Here is a 19,049-nt window from a genome sequence, read left to right as displayed (position 1 = left end):
TTGATTTGAACTTTTCAGAGATATAATTCTGAACTAATTTTATTAAGAATCCGTTAATAAACCGCCAGCGTATTTCTAAAGGCATTGCCCTAAAATAACTAAATTAGCAGCTTGTATTTTAAGTAGATTGATGGGTAAGATTATTGCAATTGCAAACCAAAAAGGTGGCGTAGGAAAAACGACAACAGCTGTGAATCTCGCTGCGGCGTTGGGTGTTTTAGAGAAGAAGGTTTTATTGATAGATGCAGATCCACAAGCTAACGCCAGTTCAGGATTAGGCGTGGATATAGAGTCTATCGAACAAGGTACCTATCAGTTGTTGGAACACAGTTCAAAGGCCAGCGACCTCATCATTTCCACAGAAACTCCCAATCTAGATATTATTCCTGCACACATTGATCTCGTCGCCATCGAGATCGAGCTGGTAGATATAGAAAATAGGGAATACATGCTGCGCGCTGCGCTTGAAGAAATTGAGGACAGCTATGATTATATCATCATCGACTGTGCGCCATCCCTAGGACTTCTCACGCTTAACGCTTTGACGGCAAGCCATTCTGTACTGATTCCTATCCAGTGCGAGTATTTTGCACTGGAAGGATTAGGAAAGCTATTGAACACGATTAAAAGTGTACAGAAATACCACAATCAAAACTTGGACATTGAAGGTTTGCTACTTACCATGTATGACAGCCGTCTCAGGTTATCTAATCAGGTAGTGCAAGAAGTGAACCAGCATTTTGAAGGACTCACCTTTAAGACAATTATACAGCGGAACGTGCGTTTAAGCGAGGCACCCTCTTATGGCGAAAGCATTATCAATTATGATGCTTCCAGTAAAGGGTCTGAGAATTATCTAAGCTTGGCAAACGAGCTTTTAACAAAAAACGCTTGATTACATGGCAAAAGCTACCAAAAAACAAGCTCTAGGGCGCGGACTTTCAGCATTGTTGAAAGATCCCTCAAATGATATTCAATCTGCTAAGGATAAGAATGCTGATCAGATCGTGGGCAACGTGGTGGATCTACCACTAGAGTCTATTGAAATGAACCCATTCCAGCCACGCACGAGCTTCAACGAGGAACATTTGCGCGAGCTAGCTTCTTCCATAAAAGAATTAGGAGTCATCCAGCCCATTACCGTCCGTAAAAAGGGTTTCGGGAAATATGAATTGGTTTCGGGAGAGCGTCGCTGTCGTGCATCAAAACTGTTGAGCTTAGAGACTATTCCAGCTTACGTGCGCATCGCAAACGACCAGGAATCGCTGGAAATGGCACTGGTCGAGAACATACAGCGTCAGGATCTAGATCCCATCGAGATCGCCCTCTCCTACCAGCGACTCATTGAAGAAATCGACCTTACTCAAGAGCAAATGAGCGAGCGTGTCGGTAAATCCCGTAGTGCGATTGCAAACTACCTGCGATTGCTCAAACTGGACCCCATTATCCAGACCGGCATGCGCGATAACTTCATCAGTATGGGTCACGGTAGGGCATTGATCAACGTAGCTGATCTTGATAAGCAACTGGAAATCTATCAGAAGATCATTTCAGAAAACCTAAGTGTACGAGAAACTGAAAAACTGGTAAAGGAGTTGAAAGAGGTACCGCTTTCGCGAAAGCGAGAACCCAAAAAAGCTCCCGTTCCAGAATTTGTAACGCAATCTACCAGCCGGCTGAACGATGTTTTGGACACTAAAGTTTCTAACAAAATGTCCAAGTCTGGGAAAGGAAAGTTAATTATAGACTACGATTCTCTTGCAGAATTTGAACGCATTGTAAAACTGATCGATGCCAAGTAAACTGCTTTACATTTTTTTACTCATCGCAGGGCTGGCAATGGCTCAAGGTGATCCTCAACCACCCATTGATGATCAGGATTTTAGTGCTTTGATTCAAGATGCAGATTCTGTAAAAACAGTCTATGATGCAAACAAACCTTCTCGTGCGGCTTTTTACAGTGCCGTGTTACCAGGTTTGGGACAGGTTTATAACAAACAGTACTGGAAAGTGCCGCTGGCTTATGCTGGAATAGGAATTCCCATCGGAGCTTACATCTGGAACGATCGTCAGTATCAACGCTTAAGAGATGCCTACAGAATACGTCTTGCGGGAGGAACAGATGATGAGTTTTCTAGCGAAGACGGCACGCCACTCATAAGTACAGAGGGACTGGAAAGAGCACAGAGAAATTCACAGCGCAATAAAGAGTTGAGTATTCTCATTACGGCGCTGTTTTATGTAGTTCAGATAGTAGATGCAAATGTAGCTGGACATCTGGATCAATTTGACGTAGATCGTGATTTGAGTTTAAGCCCATACATAGATTATTCTCCTAACATGCTGGTCGCTCCTAGTTACGGGCTGACCTTATCCTATAAATTTTAAAAATGAAGATTGCTCTAGTCGGTTACGGTAAAATGGGTAAGGTGATTGAGCGCGTCGCTCAAGATCGTGGCCATGAAATAGTCGCTAAAATTTCTCGTGGAGATGATCTCAGCATCGCCAGCAAGGCAGATGCGGCTATAGAATTTACCAGTCCGGACAGTGTTATTGAGAATCTAGAAACCTTGATACAGCTTGGAGTACCTACGATTTGTGGTACGACTGGCTGGAATGAACATATACCTGAAATAAAAAATCAGGTTGAGCGCAATCAGAGCGGATTAGTCCACGCGTCAAATTTCAGTCTAGGTGTCAACTTGTTTTTTGAGTTGAACAAACAACTTGCAGAACTGATGAACCGATTTCAGGAGTATCAACTGCACCTGACTGAAATACATCATACCGAGAAAAAAGACGCTCCCAGTGGAACCGCTCTAAGCCTATTTGAACAAATAGCAGAAAAAACCGGTAACAAAAACTGGCATCTGGGCTCTAATTCTAGCGAGGAATCGATAGGTATTGCCGCCATACGAGAAAAAGAAGTAAAAGGAACTCACATCGTGAGTTATGAAAGTGAGATCGATACGATAGAAATAAAACACGAAGCCCATAGCAGAGACGGCTTTGCGCTAGGCGCCGTGATGGCTGCCGAATGGCTGCAAGGGAAGCAAGGCGTGTTTACCATGAAAGATGTTTTAGGACTATAGTCGAGTATAAATGAATTTAAAATGAGTTGGAGTTATTGGTTATTGTTTTTGGGGATCGTTCAGATCATCCATGGTTTGGGCACTTGGAAAATGTACCAGGCCGCAGGCCGTAGAGCTTGGGAAGCTTTTGTCCCTATTTACAATGCCATTATTATGGCAAAAATCATCAATAGACCGTGGTATTATGCGCTTTTGCTTTTTTTGCCCGTTGTGAATTTGATCATGTTGATCGTATTCTGGGTGGAAATGTGTCGCAGTTTTGGCTACAACAGAGCGGTTGATACGATCCTAGTGATCTTTACTCTTGGCTTCTATCTGTACTATTTAAATTACACCCAGCCTCTTCCCTACATTGAAAATAGGGAGCTCAAGCCACGTACGGCAGCTGGTGAATGGACCAGTTCCATTCTATTTGCTATTGTGGCTGCAACGATTGTACATACCTACGTGATGCAACCGTTCATTATCCCTACTTCTTCTTTAGAGAAGTCGTTGCTTATCGGTGACTTTTTATTGGTTAGTAAATTCCATTATGGTGCGCGATTGCCCATGACTACGGTTGCTGCACCAATGGTTCATGACACGATTCCCGTTTTGAATGTAAAAAGTTATTTGGCTAAACCAGAATTACCTTACACCCGCCTGCCTGGTTTTCAAGATATCAAGCGTAACGACATCGTCGTGTTCAACTGGCCGGTTGATACGCTGAATATATTTGGAGCAGACGATGGGAAGTATTACTATAAGCCCATTGATAAGCGTACGAATTACGTTAAGAGATGCGTGGGTGTTCCTGGAGATACTTTATCAATTATCAATGGGAAGGTCCATATAGATGGTAAGCCTCTACAGCTTCCTGATCGCGCTAAAGTTCAGTATTCCTATCAAGTTCTTACTAACGGCTACCGTTTTCCAGAAGATCAGTTAAAGTTTGAATTTGATATTACAGACGGTGTGGGATATCAGCAAACTGCTGACGGTAAGCTGATTATGAATATTAAATCTGCCACTGATGAAGCCATTGCAAAAATGGAAGCTACCGGTCAGGTTATGAAAGTTATCAAGGTGGATCGCACTCCTACTCGACAAAAAGTCAATTATCAAAGACTTGTAGACGGCGAGGTAGTGGACAGAACTCACATGGAGACCTTCCCCTATACCGGCATTTATGAAAATTCTAATGATGATCGCGCTCCGTTCCTAATTCCCGCCGAAGGTCAAACCGTTGACATCGATTTCAAAAACATACACTATTACCGCAGAATCATTGAGGTTTATGAAGGTTCTGAAATGGATACTTTCAATCAACTTTCAACTCGTGGGAATCAGGTTTATCTCAATGGTGAGCCTTTAAACCAGTACACCTTCAAACAAAATTACTATTGGTTGATGGGTGATAACCGCGATAACAGTCTCGATAGCCGTTACTGGGGCTTTGTTCCAGAAACACACGTGGTAGGGAAACCTGTTTTTATCTGGATGAGTTATGACCCCAATAAGTCATTCCCGACTGGAGTGAGAACGGATCGCGTGTTCACCACAGTTAACGGTCCAGGCAAACCACGATCCTACTTCATCTATTTTATAGTTGGTCTTGGAATCTATATTGCGGCGAGCCGCTTTTACAAGAATAGAAAGAAACAGAAGAAGTAATTATAGCTTACGTAAGTTAGATTGAAAGTGGTTCTTTATCCCTCCTACTTCAGCGATGTTATCACATTGAGTTTTGCCTACTCAGCCCAAACGATAATTTGGGAAGGTCATGGAAACTATGTGAAACAAACCTATCGAAACCGCTGCTATATCGCGGGAGCAAATGGAAGGCTGGCGCTCAATGTACCGGTAGTTCACACAGGCAAGGGTTTTTCTATTCCGTATAAAGAGGTACAAATTGATTATAGCGAACCATGGGCCGATAATCACCTGAAAAGTATCCACAGCGCCTATAATTCAAGTCCCTTTTATCAGTATTACCAAGATGATCTTGAGAAATTATTCAGCGAAATACCTGAACTGCTTTACCACTGGAATTTAAAAACATTTGACTTTCTGATAAGAAACATGTCACTTGAATTAAATTTTGAGGAAACTACAGCCTTCAAAAATGATGCTCTCGCAAACAACCTAATCAAAGCCAAAGGAAAACCGCTGTACAGCGTTGATCACTATATTCAGGTTTTTCGGGAGAAGTATGGTTTTCTGCAACCGCTTTGTGGTCTCGATCTTTTATTCAATCTGGGTCCCAGCAGTATTGCTTATCTTAAGAGCCAGAACAAGAGATTGCGACACTCATAAATGCAAGACGGCTACCAGCGCTTAAGAGCTTTTTACAATACCCCTAACCTTTGGAAAGGTAAGCTTCTAGGCCTGAATCAGTTTTATTTAGATAAACTTCGTTTTGATCAGCACGATTTAAAAGAAGGAGCCCTTACCTTACCTGACATTCCTCATGGAACTGTTTTGGGCAAGCGTGCAGAATTTTATTTTAAATTCTGTGTGGACCAATCCTCAAATTACAATTGTCTCCTATCCAATATTCAAGTTTTTAGAGGTAAGACCACTTTGGGCGAATTGGATTTTATAGTCCAGCATAATACTTCGAGAAGAATTTTCCATATTGAGCTGGTTTATAAATTTTACATTTACGATCCTACAAAGAGGCTCGCCTGTGAGAAAACTTCAACTCAAGAAGCGCGGTATGAATTGTCCTGCTATGAAGGACCCAATCGTCGGGATTACTTGCTTAAGAAAATCAATCGGCTCAAGACGCACCAGTTGCCTCTGCTCTATCGTCCAGAAACCAAGAGTATCCTTGAGAAAAACGATATTGATGTTGATGCCGTTGAACAAAAAGTTTGCTTTTTGGCTCAGGTATTTATTCCGTGTGACCTCTGGAACCATAACTTCAAATGGATCAATAAAGCCTGTATCAAGGGATATTATTTGAATTATTCCGCTTTCGCGAAAGCGGAAACACAAAACGACACTCTCTATTTCATACCACACAAACATCAGTGGAAAATGAATCCTTTTGAGATCGAGAGCCAGGCGTTCAATTTTTCTGAAATACTGCTAGAAGTTAAAAAAAGCATTGAGAGGGGATTTGCACCTTTACTCTGGAAAAAGGTCGGTAAAGACTGGGAACGATTTTTTGTAATTGCAGATTAGCTATAGAGAAAACCAATTGTTAAACCCTTTAAACATCATTTAACTTGATTTTTAAAAAGACAACCTGCACTGGGCGGTATCTTTATAAAAAATTGTTATGGAAAGGAAATTTGAAAGAAAAACCGAGCAGGATCAACCTCTTGGAAATATGGCTAAAACCAATAAGAATAAGGATTTTGACCTAGAGTCAAAAACATTAACCGATAAAGAAAAAAAGAAAGAAAAGTAAATATGAATTATCTGAATTTTGATTTAGAAAAGGCTAAAGACACTAGCAAGGAACTTAATATTCTTCTAGCTGACTACCACCTGTATTATCAGAAATTGCGTAATTATCACTGGAATGTGGTAGGGCACGCGTTTTTTGATTTGCATGAGAAATTTGAGGAATTATATGACGATGCTGTTCTTAAAATTGACGAAATCGCAGAGCGTATACTAACCCTGCGTTATCAGCCCGCATCAAATTACAGCGATTATCTAGAAATTTCAAACATCAAGGAGACTAAATCTGACCTTACCGATGTTGAAATGGTAAACAACCTACTTGAAGATCACGGACATATCTTAAAGCAAATGTCTAAAGTGGTGGAGGTAGCTGAAAAAGCAGATGATGAAGGAACCATCGATTTAATAGGAGCCTACATCAGAGAATTAGAGACTGTAAGCTGGATGCTGGATGCCTGGAGAATGAAGACAGAAGAGAAGCGCAGCGCTTTGTAATCATATATTTTTTTAAATTATATCAAGCCTTTCTCTTAATTAGGGAAAGGCTTTTTTTTCTCAGAGTCTTATCATTTTTTGTATATTTAATATTTAACCAATCTGTTTATTCCATCCGTTCAATAATACGATGAAAAAAACCTTAATTATTATCGCGCTATCAAGCTTCTTTACAAATTGTGTTAGAGAAAGTGAACCGAAAAAATTTTGTTACCTTTTTATCAATGATACGGATCGATCAGTCGTCATGGAGCAATATAGAATAAACTCTGCTGGAGCCTTTCTTGAAAATACTTATGTTAAAAATGGAGTTGGCGTACTTGCCGAAAGTTGTAAAACGGATGTTAGAATTCCGACCGTAACTGAGGCTTATCGAGTTGATTCTATTGTTGTGATGTTTGATAATTTGCGTAAGTTAAGTTATAGAATAGCTCAGGAAGAACAAGGATTTGTTGCTGACTCCATCTTTTTTAGCGATGAATGGGAAGACGATCCCAGTAACAATAATTTTTATTGGCGTTTTACTGAAGAAGATTATGAAAACGCAGAACCTTATTAAATAATTTGAAATGATCAAAAATCTTTACCTAACCCTATTTATAGCTGTAGCTGTATCTCTTTCAGGATGCACCTCAGATGATGACAATCCGCCTTCTTCAAATCCCGACCCGTCTTCAAATGAATTTACCGTGGGCAGCGATAGTTATGGACTCAGCTCTGGCTTTCGTTCTGGAATTATTGAAGATGCACCTAATTTATTCATGACCCATGTGATTTTAGTCGGTGATGGTTTGAGTTTGAATTCAGCATCTGGTGAATTAGTCGGAATGGGGGATGTGGTCAGCTTATTATTTTATTCAAGTTCGAGTAATGATTTGACTGTAGGAACTTATAACCTGGATGCTACTAACAATATGCCTAATACTGTCCATTTAATATTTGCAACTGACTATAATACAAGTTCCTTTGTCGGCTCTATTGAAGACGAAGTTTTTCAAGGAACTATTGAGTTAACCTCAACGGGAAATAATAGGTACCGTATTACCGGCTCTGGAACCGCAGATGATCTACAGCAATCATTTAGTATAGACTTTGAAGGCGAATTAAGACTTGTTGACTAAAAACTTTTGACACGCGTCAATAACTTTTTGATTAAAAAGCACTGCCTACTTTCCTAGGAATGATTTGTTTTCATGATTTTTGTAGCATAGATCAAAATCATGAGCAACACCATAACAAAAACCGACTTTAATTTTACCGGTCAGACCCACGTCTATAAAGGAAAAGTAAGAGATGTATATTCTCTTGAAAACGATCTACTTGTGATGGTGGCGAGTGATCGGTTAAGCGCCTTTGACGTGGTGATGCCTAAAGGGATTCCCTATAAAGGTCAGATCTTGAACCAGATCGCCACGCAAATGATGCGCGACACGGAAGATCTCGTTCCCAATTGGCTCATCGCCACTCCAGATCCTAACGTGAGCATAGGTCACAAGTGTGTGCCCTTCAAAGTAGAAATGGTCATAAGAGGTTACCTTTCTGGACATGCAGCCCGTGAATACAAAGCGGGTAAAAGAACCCTTTGCGGCGTCTCCATGCCTGATGGGATGAAGGAAAACGACAAATTCCCTGAACCTATCATCACACCAGCTACCAAAGCAGAAATGGGCGATCACGACGAGGACATCTCACGTGAAGATATTCTATCTCGTGGGATTGTCAGTGAGGAAGATTATCAGGTTTTGGAGAAGTACACTCGCCAGCTGTTTCAACGTGGTACTGAGATCGCTGCAAAACGCGGTTTGATCTTAGTCGATACCAAATATGAATTCGGAAAAACCGCAGACGGTACAATCGTTCTCATAGACGAGATCCACACTCCAGACTCCTCTCGATACTTTTATGCAGATGGTTATCAGCAACGCCAGGATGCCGGTGAACCCCAAAAGCAATTGAGTAAGGAATTTGTGCGACAATGGTTGATCAGCCACGGATTTCAGGGAAAAGAGGGTCAGGTGCTCCCAGAAATGAGCGACGACTATATTGAAACCGTGAGCAAGCGCTATCAAGAACTGTATGAGCAGATTACGGGTCTCGCTTTCGCGATCCCGATAGCTATCGGGACGGAAACTCAAAACATACACTCTCGCATCCAGAATAATGTGGAAAACTGGCTGAAAGCTAACCATTAGCTGTATGAGGTTAATAAATAAACTCTTATTTTATACCCTTGCTCTATCGTTTTGTAATTGCAATACGCAACGCAGTAACGAAGAGATTGTAAGTAACTATTATTCCTCTTTGAATGAGGGAAATTTTGATCAAGTCAGAAGATATGTAGCTGATAGCCTACATTTCATTGAAGGAAACCAAACCGTCAAGCTATCAAGAGATACCTACTATGACTATTTCCAATGGGATTCCGTTTTTAATCCTCGTTACAAGGTCTTAAATATAAAATCTGTAGATGACCTAGTTGAAATTAGGTTAGAAACAACATCTGACAGATTGAAGTTTCTAGAAAACAATCCGCTTGTTACAGAGCAACAAATACACCTCATAGATCAGAAAATCTCAAAAATTGACTTCACTAGTTACGGTGACGTAGATTGGAATCATTGGTCTGCAAAAAGGGATTCTTTGATCAGCTGGATGAAAGTTCACCATCCTGAACATCCTGAGTTTATTTATGACTTGACTAAAACTGGAGCTGAAAATTATATAAAAGCGATCGCTTTGTTTCATAATACTCACGAGAAGTAAGTTAAACCATTCCAAAACAATTTTAGAGCTTACAGCAGGTGCTTATCTTTAAACAAAAAGAATGATCACTACCGTAAATCCGTATACCGGCAAAGAACTTAAGCAATATAAAGAGCTTACCTCAGACCAGATTCAAGAAAAGCTAGAGCTTGCTCAAAAGACATTTGATTACTGGAGAACAACGAGTTACGAACAGCGTGCAGAGAAGATCAGGAAAGTAGGCGAACTTTTAGAAAAGAATAAAGATAAATACGCCCTTCAGATGACTAGAGAAATGGGAAAACCGATCTCACAGTCACGATCAGAATTAGAAAAATGCGCTTGGCTTTGTGACCACTATGCAGAAAATGCTGCATCTTATCTCGCTCCAGAATCCATCAAAACAGACTATCAAAAATCCTATGTAAGCTATGAGCCTCTTGGGGTAATCCTCGCAGTAATGCCGTGGAATTATCCTTTTTGGCAAGTAATGCGTTTTATTGTTCCTGCGCTTATGGCAGGAAATGTAGGTGTTCTCAAGCACGCCAGTTCTGTAATGGGTTGTGCTGAAATGATTGAAGAATTATTTCTGGAAGCAGGATTTCATCAGGGATGTTTTCAAAATCTGACCGTGTCCAGCGACCCGATTGAAAAAATCATCAAAAATCCTATTATCAAAGCAGCCACACTTACCGGATCAAAACCTGCGGGAAGCGCCGTTGCAGGAACTGCAGGTAGTGAGATTAAGAAAACAGTTCTTGAATTAGGTGGAAACAATGCACTAGTTGTTCTAGAAGATGCAGATTTTGATCAAGCTCTAGAGACTTGCATCACCGCACGTTACCAAAATACTGGGCAGAGTTGCATCGCTGGGAAGCGCTTATTACTACATTCCACAATTGCGGATAAATTTGTCGAGCTTTTCACAGAAAAAGTAAAAGAGCTTAAAATAGGTAATCCTGAAGATGAGGACACCTACATAGGTGTTATGTCACGCAAGGATCTGGCTGAGGAGCTTGAAGAGTTGATGAATAAATCTATTGAAAAAGGCGCAAAACTGCATTACGGTGGGAAGCGTAAAGACACTTTTTTCGAGCCAACAATTTTAACCGGTGTGACAAGCGATATGCCCGTATTCAGAGAAGAAACATTCGGGCCATTAATGGCGGTAAGTACGTTTGATACAGAAGATGAAGCTATAGAAATGGTTAACGACAGCCCATTCGGTCTTGGAGCTAGCATATTCACAAGAGACACTGATAAAGCAGAAGAGCTATCTAAACGTATTAAAGACGGTGCCGTATTCATCAATGAAAAGGTAACGAGTCACCCAGCACTACCTTTCGGCGGTACAGGGATTTCTGGCTATGGCCGTGAACTTTCCCATTTCGGAATCAGAGAATTTGTGAATATCAAAACGGTTGTGGTAGCGTGAGAAGTTGAACTCGAAGTTGAAGCAGAACTTGAAACTTCAGAATATTCTCATGGATTGATTATTAGAATGCCCCTTCGAGGGGGTTGGGGGTGTTCACTGCTATAATTTGAGTTTGAATTTAAATTTAAGTTTAGATTTAAACTTAAACTTCGACTTACACTTAGATTTACTCCTTCCCAATCATCTTCAAATACTCCTGCTCCACTTTCTCACGAGCCCAGGGCGTACGTCTTAAAAATTTGAGCGCTGATTTGACAGAAGGGTTGGTGTTGAAAGCATTAATGCGCACTCTTCCTCCTAGTTCATACCAGCCGTGATGTTCCACTAGCTCCTCAACCATTTGAGCAAGTTTGATACCGTGTAGGGGATTGTTAGGTTGTTCTTGCATTAAGCGAGATTAAAATTCCATGAAATCGGTTTCCTCCTTAACGGCGCGTGCGTTGCCATTACTATCTATGGTCACCATATAAAAATGATCGTAATCGCTCTCGTTGAGGTCGTCAAACTTCTCATCATTCTGCAGCTGGTTTGCATATGTTCCAATAGTATTTGAATGGCCAAATAATACCACCGTTTTACCTCGATATTTTTCTAGTAATTGGTCTCCATCTAGCGATCGCACATCATAAGTTTCAACATCAAGTTTTTTAGATTGCGCTAGCGGTGCTGCGGTGGCTTTAGTGCGTTTAAAGTCAGATGACATGACGTGATCCACATCCTTAAGGAAGAAATACTCCACCCACTGCTCTGCCCGCTTCTCGCCTTTCTCATTCAACTCGGGATCATTGCCGGCTTGTTTCTCAGCATGTCTTAAGAAGTAAAAGGTGGTCAGGTCAGATTCTTTATTTTCCTTTTGGTCATTTTCTTGCGAGTTTCCACAGGCAATCGTCGATAAAACTATCAGCAAATAGAGGAAATATTTCATATTACTATAAGTGTAAAGTATAAGTAAACTAGTTCTACAATCTGCAAAATACGTTTAATTCCCTTTACCTTTATGCTGAAAACAAAAAAGCATATGAAGGTTGAAAAAATAGAATTTGTGAACAGCGCTGGTTATCAGTTAAGCGGCCGTCTTGAGCTGCCCGTAAATAGTAGGCCTCATAACTACGCCGTTTTTGCGCATTGTTTTACCTGCAGCAAAAATTTTCATGCCACCCGAAATATAACGAGAGCGCTGACCACCGCTGGATATGGAGTCTTGAGATTTGATTTTACAGGTCTCGGTGATTCAGAGGGCGATTTTGCCGACACAAATTTTTCTGGAAATGTAGAAGATCTGGTAGCAGCTATCGACCATCTTACTCAAGAGTATAAAGCTCCTACCCTTCTTATAGGTCATAGCCTGGGAGGTGCTGCTGCTATTTACGCTTCCGCGAAAGCGAAATCCATCAAAGCCATCGCCACTATAGGCACCCCTAGCGATACCAAGCATGTAAAACATTTGTTTGCAGACCAACTAGACACCATCAAAACCGAAGGTGAATCTGTAGTTCAACTAAGCGGCAGACCTTTTAAAATCAAAAGTCAATTTCTACATGATCTCAATGAACAGATGGTAACCGATAACCTGCGAGCTATTAGAAAACCTATTCTTATAGCACACTCACCTCAAGATAAAACAGTAGGAATTCATCACGCAGAAAAGCTCTATCTGGCTGCGATGCATCCTAAAAGTTTTGTGAGTCTAGATGGCGCTGACCACCTACTTACTGATAAAGCGGACTCTAGGTACATAGGTAAAGTGATAGCCCAGTGGGCTTCTAGATATCTTGAAATACCAGAAACCAAACAGATCAGCACAAATCATCAAGTTGCGGCACAGCTGGATAATAAAGAGCTGTTTACAACCCAGATTAAAGCTGGGAGTCACTACTTTCTAGCTGACGAGCCTATTGATTTTGGAGGCAATGACTTTGGACCTACCCCTTATGATTTACTGTCGTCTGGACTTGCAGCATGTACTGTAATGACGATTCAAATGTATGCGCGACGTAAAAAATGGCAGGTTGAAAATGTTCAGTGTGATGTTTCTTACGGTAAAGACCATGAGCAAGATTGCGAGAACTGCGAGGATCCTAAATCTAAAATCGACACTTTCACACGTGAAATTTCCTTTGAAGGCGATTTATCACAAAATCAAATAGACAAACTCTTGCAAATTGCTGATAAATGTCCTGTACATAGAACGTTGCACTCACCTACCCAGGTGATTACAAAACTCAAGAAATGATTTATCAATTTGAAGCTACGTTAGGTAGCGACGGTAATCTAGGAGCATTATTGATTCCAGACGATGTTACTAAGCAATTGGCACAGGATAAGGTGAAACGTGTCGTGGCTGTCTTGAGTTATAATGATCGAGAAATTACACTGCATGCAGCTGTGCGTAAGAGAAAAGGTATCGTTTACCTCATGGTTTCCAAAGCCAAAAGAAAAGAACTAGGAGTTGATCAAGGAAATACTCTTGAAGTCAGCATGAAAGAAGATACCAGCAAGTATCAGGCACCTATGACCGAGGAGCTAGAAGCAGTTCTTTTGAGCGATTATGAGGGTTATAAGATCTTTGAGAGCCTATTACCGGGCAAGCAACGCAATATTATTTTCAGCGTTTACAATGTTAATGGTTCCCAAAAACGAGTAGATAAAGCACTCAACGCCATGGAAAATCTTAAAAGGGGGAACCGTGATCCCTTTAAATTTGACCGTAACTTATAGAAGTTCATCCATTTCGCCTATTTTAGCGTGAAGACAAACACTAACTCATTATGAAAAAAGTATACATCGGATTTTTAGCCTTAGGGTTAATCTTAGGAGTTCAATCTTGTAAAGATGCAGACAAGCATGAACATGAACATACTCATAAAGATGGCACAACACACAGTCATGACCATGAGGATGACCACCATGAGGAAAAAGGCATGAAAGAGGCTCATGACCATGAGCACACCCATAAAGATGGCACAACTCACAGTCATGGCCACGATGGCGACCATCATGATGATGAGACCATTAAGTCATTAGTAGTAGCCATGGGCTCAAAAAGCGGAAGTAATGTTACAGGAACTATTACCCTTACACAATCAGGTGATACGGTAAACATGGTGGCTAATTTTGATGGATTGTCAGAAGGATCACACGCCATCCATATTCATCAAAACGGCGATTGTTCCAGCGATGATGGTACAAGTGCCGGCGGCCACTGGAATCCCACTGAAGAGAAGCACGGTAAATGGGGTGAAGAAATGCATCATTCTGGTGATATAGGCAATCTTATGGCTGATGCCAAAGGAAATGCATCTTTATCCTTCTCTACTGATAAATGGTGCATAGACTGTGATGATGAAAACAAGAATGTAGTAGGTAAAGCTTTCATCGTTCACGCAAAAGCAGATGATTTTGAATCTCAACCTAGTGGAGCTGCTGGACAGCGAGTAGCTTGCGGTGTCATTGAAATGTAATGGATTGTTTTTAGCATTATTGTATAAGTCCAGTTATTAAAATTAAATTATAGTTCATGGGCACTCAGCCAGACCTCCTGATTCTTAAAATGAAAAATGGCGATCGCGCCGCTTTTGCTCGCGTTTACGAGCGCTATCAAGAAGCTCTTCATGGGGTTATTTTCAACATTGTAAAAAATAGAGATATTTCAGAAGAGATTCTGCAAGATGTATTCATGAAGATCTATAATAATGCCGAATCCTATGATTCTGATCAGGGACGTTTTTTCACCTGGGCGCTCAACATTTCACGCAATGCGTCAATCGATTATTTGAGATCTAAAAAGCACAAAAACAGTCTAAAAAACCTAAGTACTGATAATTTCGTAGATACGTTAGAGACATCACAGGATCTTGAAGAAGCGTCAAATGCGATGTTTGTTAGAAAATGGGTCTCAAAATTAGAGCCTATGTGCAAACAGATCATAGACATAATTTTCTTTAAAGGATTTACCTTCAAGGACGGTGCAGAACAGATGGGCATTCCTTCTGGAACACTTAAGACGCGCCATAGAAAATGTATGTCAAATCTTAGAAACCTCGTTTTAGAATGACTACAGATCAAGAACTTATACAAAGCGGTAATCTAGAAGCTTACGTCTGTGGTGTATTACCTGAAGACGAGATGCGGGAAATATCACAACGCCTCAAAGGAAACCAAGTCTTGAGAAACGAGGTGGAGTTGATTGAAAACTGCTATATGAAATTGGCTCAAGGGCTTGCTCCTGATGCTGGTGAAAACGAGATTTTTGACCGTCTGCTTCAACAACTTGATAGTAAAAACAAAACAAGCAGAGGATTTGGCCCATACATTGGTTGGGCAGCCGCATTTGCTTTATTGTTGTTGAGCGGCTACCTCTACACTTCGCTAAATGGAATGAAAGGTCTTAACCAGAACCTAGAACAGCAAGTAACTTCGACCCAGCAGGAGAAACAATTCCTAGAATCCGAAATAGAGGACGTTCAAGGAGTTAATCAATCCTATGAAGAAGCGATCACATTTATTAAAGACAAAAACACAGTAAAGGTGAACCTAGCAGGTCAAGGTGATTTTGCTTCTACGAGTGCAGTGGCGTTTCACAATGCCGAGCAAGATGTAACTTATCTAGATCTGGATCAATTGCCAGAAGTTCCGGAAGGGAAAACCTATCAGCTTTGGTCCCTCACATTGAATCCTTTGACACCTACCAGTTTAGGCGTCGTAGCAAAGGATGAAACACTTTTGAAAATTGACAATCCTTATACGACAGAGGCTTTTGGAATCACATTGGAGCCCGCTGGAGGTAGTGATTCACCTACGCTGGAACAGTTGTATACACTGGGTGTAATACCTAGTCAGGGATAGTTTTGATTGTGCGCTTTCGCGAAAGCGTAATTATCAATGAAAAGCCTATCAAATAATATGCAGTTAAAAAATAAAACAGCACTCATAACTGGATCTTCCCGCGGTGTGGGGCAGCAAATTGCTCTGGGTCTGGCTGGAGAAGGCTGTGATATCATTGTTCACGCACGCAATATCGATCACTGTCAGGAAATGCTTGAAAAACTGAAAAGCTATGATGTAAAAACGTACAGTGTTGCTGGCGATCTTTCTCAAGAAAGCGGTGTAAAACACTTGATCGAGCAAGTTGATAATCTGAGTGTTCCAGTGGATATCTTGTATAACAATGCAGGAATTATGGTTGCTTACAAAGAAGATATATGGTCGCACACTACGGAAGATTTTATGCAATCCTATCAGGTTAACGTAGTTGCGCCTTATAAACTATGCGCTGCTTTTGTACCGGCTATGATTGATCGTGGTTATGGTCGTGTGGTGAATCTAACTTCTAGAATTGATGGTATTCCAGAATTGGCTCCGTACGGTGCAACCAAATGGGCGATTGATAAACTTTCCATGGATCTTGCCACTAAATTGCAAGACACAAATGTACGTTTGAACTACCTTGATCCCACCTGGCTCAAAACCGATATGGGTGGCGATCAAGCTTTGAACGAGGTCGAGGCAGTTTTACCAGGTGCACTAGAACCAGTATTGATCGATAATGATGGGCCTAACGGTCAATTTTTTCAAGCGTTAAAAAATTAAGAGGTTTCTCTACAGAAAACGTAATTCTCAGTGAACCACCTTCTCACATTCTATGACCACTGGCTTACCGCCATGTATTTGAGTAAAAAATAAATACTGGCTGTCATCTTCTCCTATTTGAAATTTAGCTCGAAGCTCTTTTACTGAGTTCTTGAAGTTTCGCGTGACTACACCTCTATTCTGTTTTCCAAATAGTTTCTTGATTGATTTAGGTTTATAAGGATGTATTGCCTTAATTTCAAAAATACGACCAGGAAAAGAGATCAATTCTCTGCTTGTAAATAGGTGCGTATTTATATCTAGTTTATCAACAGCATAATTTAAGGTGAGTGCATCAAAAGCTTGTGCCTTCATGATGCTGGAATTGGGCTCGTAGAGATAATTTTTAGGAGCAGAGTATTCCATGGATTTCTCTACCTTATTGAGATTATAAATCAAAGTTGGTTGATCTGTCTCCAGATTAACACAGTGAACTTGAGTTTGAACAGATTCACGTTCCAGTATCCAGAGCAATTCCTTCACCTCGTTTTTGACAGAAACTACATGTAGATGGCTCACGTGTTTCAGCTGTTCCATGCCCATCGTTATATCGAGCATAGGCGAGGTCTTGATCATCAAATAGTTGCATTTGTGAAGCAAGAGTTCAAGATGCTCCAAAACATCTGGCTCGTAATCTTCAAGTCGCACGGCTTTAGCGCTTTTCTCCGTCTTCCTGCTGGGGTCCATATAAATGAGGTCCACATGATCCAAATGTTCATAAGCGTACTCGATCCCGTCTAGATTCAACGATTTCACGTCCAATTGTCGAGCTTTAAATAGATGCTGGGAATAAGCTTGTAATTCCTTATCGCGCTCGATGTGGGTGGATTGGAAGCCCGCTTTCGCGAAAGCGAGAACATCAACTCCCCATCCTCCTGTCAAATCAACCATGGAATTCCCTGAAACGATTTGAGACTTGTAAAATGCCGTACTAGCTGAACTGGTTTGCTCCAGATTCATTTTAGGCGGGAACAAAATGGAAGGATGCTCATGCAGCTCTGGAAATTTCTTTAAAGATTTTTGCAGTCCTACCAGTTGTTGCGTCAGTGTTTTAGGATCTATCTCAAATGGATGTGAGCGCAAAAGAAAATCTGCCGGGTGTTCTGTGAGGTGATCCAACAAATATTTTCTAACCTCAGGATTGAGTAAATCTGTATGGATCACAAGTTTTGGGTAAGCTTTTTCACGATTTTGTATTCGCTCAAAAATTCTTTAGAAATCACCTTAACAGCAGTATAAGTAGGTATCGCAAGCACCAAACCCAGCACTCCGAAAACAATGCCTGCCAATAGGATCACGATAAAAATCTCCAAAGGATGTGATTTAACACTTGCACCAAATATAAGAGGTTGATTGATGAAATTATCGATTGCCTGAACGATACCGTAGCCTATGAGTACGATGATCAACTTTGGCAAGATCAATTCCGTAAAATTGAGTCCCAGATTATCACTGATCACAAATGCAGACATCAAAAAATAACCTATCACTGGACCTAAATAAGGTATTAAATTCAGCAGTGCACAGAAAAAGGCTATGATAAGCGCATTTTCCACTCCTACTATGACAAGCATGATGGTGTAAAGCGTAAACAAAATCAAAACCTGAAATAGCAGTCCTATGAAGTAACGAGACAGCAGTTGCTTTATCTTAGTGAAAGCCCTGAGGAACTGTCCCTCATTCCCTTTTTTTGAGAATACCAGCACCCCTTCAAGTAATAATCTACTGTCCTTTAATAGAAAGAATGCAATAAACAGTATCGAGAAAAGTCCTATGGCTAGATCACCTAGCGTCCCAAAAAAGGAATTGATAAACGTAGGAACAATATCAAGACTAAAATTTTGAAAGAAATCCAGTTGCTCGATACGCTCTAAAAGATCGACACGCTTGATGTTGAAATAATCATTAAATTCATTGTTTAATACTTCCAGATTCTGTCGTACCTCATCTACATTGATCTTACTGAAATTCTCACCTTGTTCTATTATTACGGGAATCATGAGGGAAATAGCTCCCAGTATGATACAAAAAATGAGAAACAGCGTGATAATTACTGACATGGTATTGGGAATACCTATCGTATCTCTTAGAAACAATACTAAAGGCCTCCCTATCAAAGATATAACCGCAGCTATACCTATGTAAGCGAGTACAGCCTGGATCTCATACAGAAAAAGCAAAAGAATCACGATACCAATCATGATCCCAACGGCTCTCAAGATTCCAAAAGAAATGGCTTTAGAAGTTTGTTTTGTGGTCAT

Annotated in this window: 24 protein-coding genes; 20 read left to right on the top strand and 4 right to left on the bottom strand. The window is 40.7% G+C overall.

What is annotated here, in order from left to right:
* Positions 1-130 precede the first annotated feature (130 nt).
* The 14 genes from BST97_RS02740 (at position 131) to BST97_RS02680 (ending at position 11,160) form a co-directional block, all read left to right on the top strand.
* Positions 131-895: a ParA family protein gene (locus BST97_RS02740; protein WP_085765802.1), complete on the top strand. Its 765-nt coding sequence runs from the start codon at positions 131-133 to the stop codon at positions 893-895.
* Between the two features lie 4 nt (positions 896-899).
* Positions 900-1,802 (top strand): ParB/RepB/Spo0J family partition protein, encoded by a 903-nt coding sequence (locus tag BST97_RS02735; RefSeq protein ID WP_085765801.1) that lies wholly within the window; start codon positions 900-902, stop codon positions 1,800-1,802.
* Complete coding sequence (locus BST97_RS02730) at positions 1,792-2,388, top strand: DUF5683 domain-containing protein (protein ID WP_245833640.1); 597 nt, start codon at positions 1,792-1,794, stop codon at positions 2,386-2,388. The genes BST97_RS02735 and BST97_RS02730 overlap by 11 nt, the downstream gene beginning before the upstream one ends.
* A 2-nt stretch (positions 2,389-2,390) precedes the next feature.
* Complete coding sequence (dapB, locus tag BST97_RS02725; protein WP_085765800.1) at positions 2,391-3,092, top strand: 4-hydroxy-tetrahydrodipicolinate reductase; 702 nt, start codon at positions 2,391-2,393, stop codon at positions 3,090-3,092.
* Positions 3,093-3,113: 21 nt separating this feature from the next.
* Positions 3,114-4,745, top strand: coding sequence for a signal peptidase I (lepB, locus tag BST97_RS02720; RefSeq protein WP_085765799.1), 1,632 nt, complete (start codon positions 3,114-3,116; stop codon positions 4,743-4,745).
* A 27-nt stretch (positions 4,746-4,772) separates the two neighbouring features.
* Positions 4,773-5,387: a WbqC family protein gene (locus BST97_RS02715; protein ID WP_245833639.1), complete on the top strand. Its 615-nt coding sequence runs from the start codon at positions 4,773-4,775 to the stop codon at positions 5,385-5,387.
* Complete coding sequence (locus BST97_RS02710; RefSeq protein ID WP_085765797.1) at positions 5,388-6,260, top strand: DUF1853 family protein; 873 nt, start codon at positions 5,388-5,390, stop codon at positions 6,258-6,260.
* Between the two features lie 97 nt (positions 6,261-6,357).
* A complete protein-coding gene (locus BST97_RS16225; protein WP_262497056.1) occupies positions 6,358-6,489 on the top strand; it encodes a hypothetical protein in 132 nt (43 codons plus the stop codon).
* Positions 6,490-6,491: 2 nt separating this feature from the next.
* Positions 6,492-6,983, top strand: a complete 492-nt coding sequence (locus BST97_RS02705; protein ID WP_085765796.1) for a Dps family protein — start codon at positions 6,492-6,494, stop codon at positions 6,981-6,983.
* 130 nt (positions 6,984-7,113) lie between these two features.
* A complete protein-coding gene (locus tag BST97_RS02700) occupies positions 7,114-7,542 on the top strand; it encodes a hypothetical protein (protein ID WP_085765795.1) in 429 nt (142 codons plus the stop codon).
* Between the two features lie 10 nt (positions 7,543-7,552).
* Complete coding sequence (locus tag BST97_RS02695) at positions 7,553-8,104, top strand: hypothetical protein (RefSeq protein ID WP_085765794.1); 552 nt, start codon at positions 7,553-7,555, stop codon at positions 8,102-8,104.
* A gap of 99 nt (positions 8,105-8,203) precedes the next feature.
* On the top strand, positions 8,204-9,175 hold the full coding sequence (locus BST97_RS02690) for a phosphoribosylaminoimidazolesuccinocarboxamide synthase (RefSeq protein WP_085765793.1): 972 nt from the start codon (positions 8,204-8,206) through the stop codon (positions 9,173-9,175).
* A 4-nt stretch (positions 9,176-9,179) separates the two neighbouring features.
* A complete protein-coding gene (locus BST97_RS02685; RefSeq protein ID WP_157111400.1) occupies positions 9,180-9,746 on the top strand; it encodes a hypothetical protein in 567 nt (188 codons plus the stop codon).
* 61 nt (positions 9,747-9,807) lie between these two features.
* On the top strand, positions 9,808-11,160 hold the full coding sequence (locus tag BST97_RS02680) for an NAD-dependent succinate-semialdehyde dehydrogenase (protein WP_085765791.1): 1,353 nt from the start codon (positions 9,808-9,810) through the stop codon (positions 11,158-11,160).
* 166 nt (positions 11,161-11,326) lie between these two features.
* On the opposite strand, the gene BST97_RS02675 is transcribed toward BST97_RS02680, so the two are convergent.
* Both BST97_RS02675 and BST97_RS02670 read right to left on the bottom strand, forming a co-directional pair.
* Complete coding sequence (locus BST97_RS02675) at positions 11,327-11,548, bottom strand: VF530 family protein (protein ID WP_085765790.1); 222 nt, start codon at positions 11,546-11,548, stop codon at positions 11,327-11,329.
* A 9-nt stretch (positions 11,549-11,557) separates the two neighbouring features.
* Positions 11,558-12,085, bottom strand: a complete 528-nt coding sequence (locus tag BST97_RS02670) for a SixA phosphatase family protein (protein ID WP_085765789.1) — start codon at positions 12,083-12,085, stop codon at positions 11,558-11,560.
* Between the two features lie 93 nt (positions 12,086-12,178).
* Here BST97_RS02670 and BST97_RS02665 point away from each other — a divergent pair, with 93 nt between their 5' ends.
* The 6 genes from BST97_RS02665 to BST97_RS02640 are packed head-to-tail and all read left to right on the top strand — an operon-like array spanning position 12,179 to position 16,749.
* Entirely contained in the window at positions 12,179-13,393 is a 1,215-nt protein-coding gene (locus BST97_RS02665; RefSeq protein ID WP_085768133.1) for a bifunctional alpha/beta hydrolase/OsmC family protein, read from the top strand.
* Positions 13,390-13,878: a YdeI/OmpD-associated family protein gene (locus tag BST97_RS02660; RefSeq protein WP_085765788.1), complete on the top strand. Its 489-nt coding sequence runs from the start codon at positions 13,390-13,392 to the stop codon at positions 13,876-13,878. Before BST97_RS02665 ends, BST97_RS02660 begins: the two co-directional genes overlap by 4 nt.
* A 50-nt stretch (positions 13,879-13,928) precedes the next feature.
* A complete protein-coding gene (locus tag BST97_RS02655; protein ID WP_085765787.1) occupies positions 13,929-14,621 on the top strand; it encodes a superoxide dismutase family protein in 693 nt (230 codons plus the stop codon).
* 56 nt (positions 14,622-14,677) lie between these two features.
* Positions 14,678-15,214 carry an RNA polymerase sigma factor gene (locus BST97_RS02650; protein WP_085765786.1) on the top strand — a complete coding sequence of 179 codons (537 nt, stop codon included), beginning with the start codon at positions 14,678-14,680 and terminating at the stop codon, positions 15,212-15,214.
* Positions 15,211-16,005, top strand: coding sequence for an anti-sigma factor (locus BST97_RS02645; RefSeq protein ID WP_085765785.1), 795 nt, complete (start codon positions 15,211-15,213; stop codon positions 16,003-16,005). Before BST97_RS02650 ends, BST97_RS02645 begins: the two co-directional genes overlap by 4 nt.
* Positions 16,006-16,041: 36 nt before the next feature.
* Positions 16,042-16,749: an SDR family NAD(P)-dependent oxidoreductase gene (locus BST97_RS02640; protein WP_245833638.1), complete on the top strand. Its 708-nt coding sequence runs from the start codon at positions 16,042-16,044 to the stop codon at positions 16,747-16,749.
* 27 nt (positions 16,750-16,776) lie between these two features.
* Here the strand turns inward: BST97_RS02640 and BST97_RS02635 are convergent, their stop codons facing one another.
* The gene (locus BST97_RS02635; protein ID WP_245833637.1) at positions 16,777-17,952 is read right to left on the bottom strand and encodes a THUMP-like domain-containing protein; all 1,176 of its coding nucleotides are present in this window, start codon (positions 17,950-17,952) and stop codon (positions 16,777-16,779) included.
* Complete coding sequence (locus BST97_RS02630) at positions 17,949-19,049, bottom strand: AI-2E family transporter (RefSeq protein ID WP_085765784.1); 1,101 nt, start codon at positions 19,047-19,049, stop codon at positions 17,949-17,951. Before BST97_RS02630 ends, BST97_RS02635 begins: the two co-directional genes overlap by 4 nt.

The sequence above is a fragment of the Nonlabens spongiae genome, assembly GCF_002117125.1.
Lineage (GTDB): Bacteria > Bacteroidota > Bacteroidia > Flavobacteriales > Flavobacteriaceae > Nonlabens > Nonlabens spongiae.
Note: the sequence above shows the minus strand (reverse complement) of the source record. Positions and strands in the feature narration are given on the sequence as shown.

Excerpts from the sequence above, each read along its gene's own strand:
- BST97_RS02740 (WP_085765802.1), top strand. The coding sequence starts at position 131 with ATGGGTAAGATTATTGCAATTGCAAACCAAAAAGGTGGCGTAGGAAAA.
- BST97_RS02735 (WP_085765801.1), top strand. The coding sequence starts at position 900 with ATGGCAAAAGCTACCAAAAAACAAGCTCTAGGGCGCGGACTTTCAGCA.
- BST97_RS02730 (WP_245833640.1), top strand. The coding sequence starts at position 1,792 with ATGCCAAGTAAACTGCTTTACATTTTTTTACTCATCGCAGGGCTGGCA.
- dapB (WP_085765800.1), top strand. The coding sequence starts at position 2,391 with ATGAAGATTGCTCTAGTCGGTTACGGTAAAATGGGTAAGGTGATTGAG.
- lepB (WP_085765799.1), top strand. The coding sequence starts at position 3,114 with ATGAGTTGGAGTTATTGGTTATTGTTTTTGGGGATCGTTCAGATCATC.
- BST97_RS02710 (WP_085765797.1), top strand. The coding sequence starts at position 5,388 with ATGCAAGACGGCTACCAGCGCTTAAGAGCTTTTTACAATACCCCTAAC.
- BST97_RS16225 (WP_262497056.1), top strand. The coding sequence starts at position 6,358 with ATGGAAAGGAAATTTGAAAGAAAAACCGAGCAGGATCAACCTCTTGGA.
- BST97_RS02705 (WP_085765796.1), top strand. The coding sequence starts at position 6,492 with ATGAATTATCTGAATTTTGATTTAGAAAAGGCTAAAGACACTAGCAAG.
- BST97_RS02700 (WP_085765795.1), top strand. The coding sequence starts at position 7,114 with ATGAAAAAAACCTTAATTATTATCGCGCTATCAAGCTTCTTTACAAAT.
- BST97_RS02695 (WP_085765794.1), top strand. The coding sequence starts at position 7,553 with ATGATCAAAAATCTTTACCTAACCCTATTTATAGCTGTAGCTGTATCT.
- BST97_RS02690 (WP_085765793.1), top strand. The coding sequence starts at position 8,204 with ATGAGCAACACCATAACAAAAACCGACTTTAATTTTACCGGTCAGACC.
- BST97_RS02685 (WP_157111400.1), top strand. The coding sequence starts at position 9,180 with ATGAGGTTAATAAATAAACTCTTATTTTATACCCTTGCTCTATCGTTT.
- BST97_RS02680 (WP_085765791.1), top strand. The coding sequence starts at position 9,808 with ATGATCACTACCGTAAATCCGTATACCGGCAAAGAACTTAAGCAATAT.
- BST97_RS02675 (WP_085765790.1), bottom strand. The coding sequence starts at position 11,548 with ATGCAAGAACAACCTAACAATCCCCTACACGGTATCAAACTTGCTCAA.
- BST97_RS02670 (WP_085765789.1), bottom strand. The coding sequence starts at position 12,085 with ATGAAATATTTCCTCTATTTGCTGATAGTTTTATCGACGATTGCCTGT.
- BST97_RS02665 (WP_085768133.1), top strand. The coding sequence starts at position 12,179 with ATGAAGGTTGAAAAAATAGAATTTGTGAACAGCGCTGGTTATCAGTTA.
- BST97_RS02660 (WP_085765788.1), top strand. The coding sequence starts at position 13,390 with ATGATTTATCAATTTGAAGCTACGTTAGGTAGCGACGGTAATCTAGGA.
- BST97_RS02655 (WP_085765787.1), top strand. The coding sequence starts at position 13,929 with ATGAAAAAAGTATACATCGGATTTTTAGCCTTAGGGTTAATCTTAGGA.
- BST97_RS02650 (WP_085765786.1), top strand. The coding sequence starts at position 14,678 with ATGGGCACTCAGCCAGACCTCCTGATTCTTAAAATGAAAAATGGCGAT.
- BST97_RS02645 (WP_085765785.1), top strand. The coding sequence starts at position 15,211 with ATGACTACAGATCAAGAACTTATACAAAGCGGTAATCTAGAAGCTTAC.
- BST97_RS02640 (WP_245833638.1), top strand. The coding sequence starts at position 16,042 with ATGAAAAGCCTATCAAATAATATGCAGTTAAAAAATAAAACAGCACTC.
- BST97_RS02630 (WP_085765784.1), bottom strand. The coding sequence starts at position 19,049 with ATGACCACAAAACAAACTTCTAAAGCCATTTCTTTTGGAATCTTGAGA.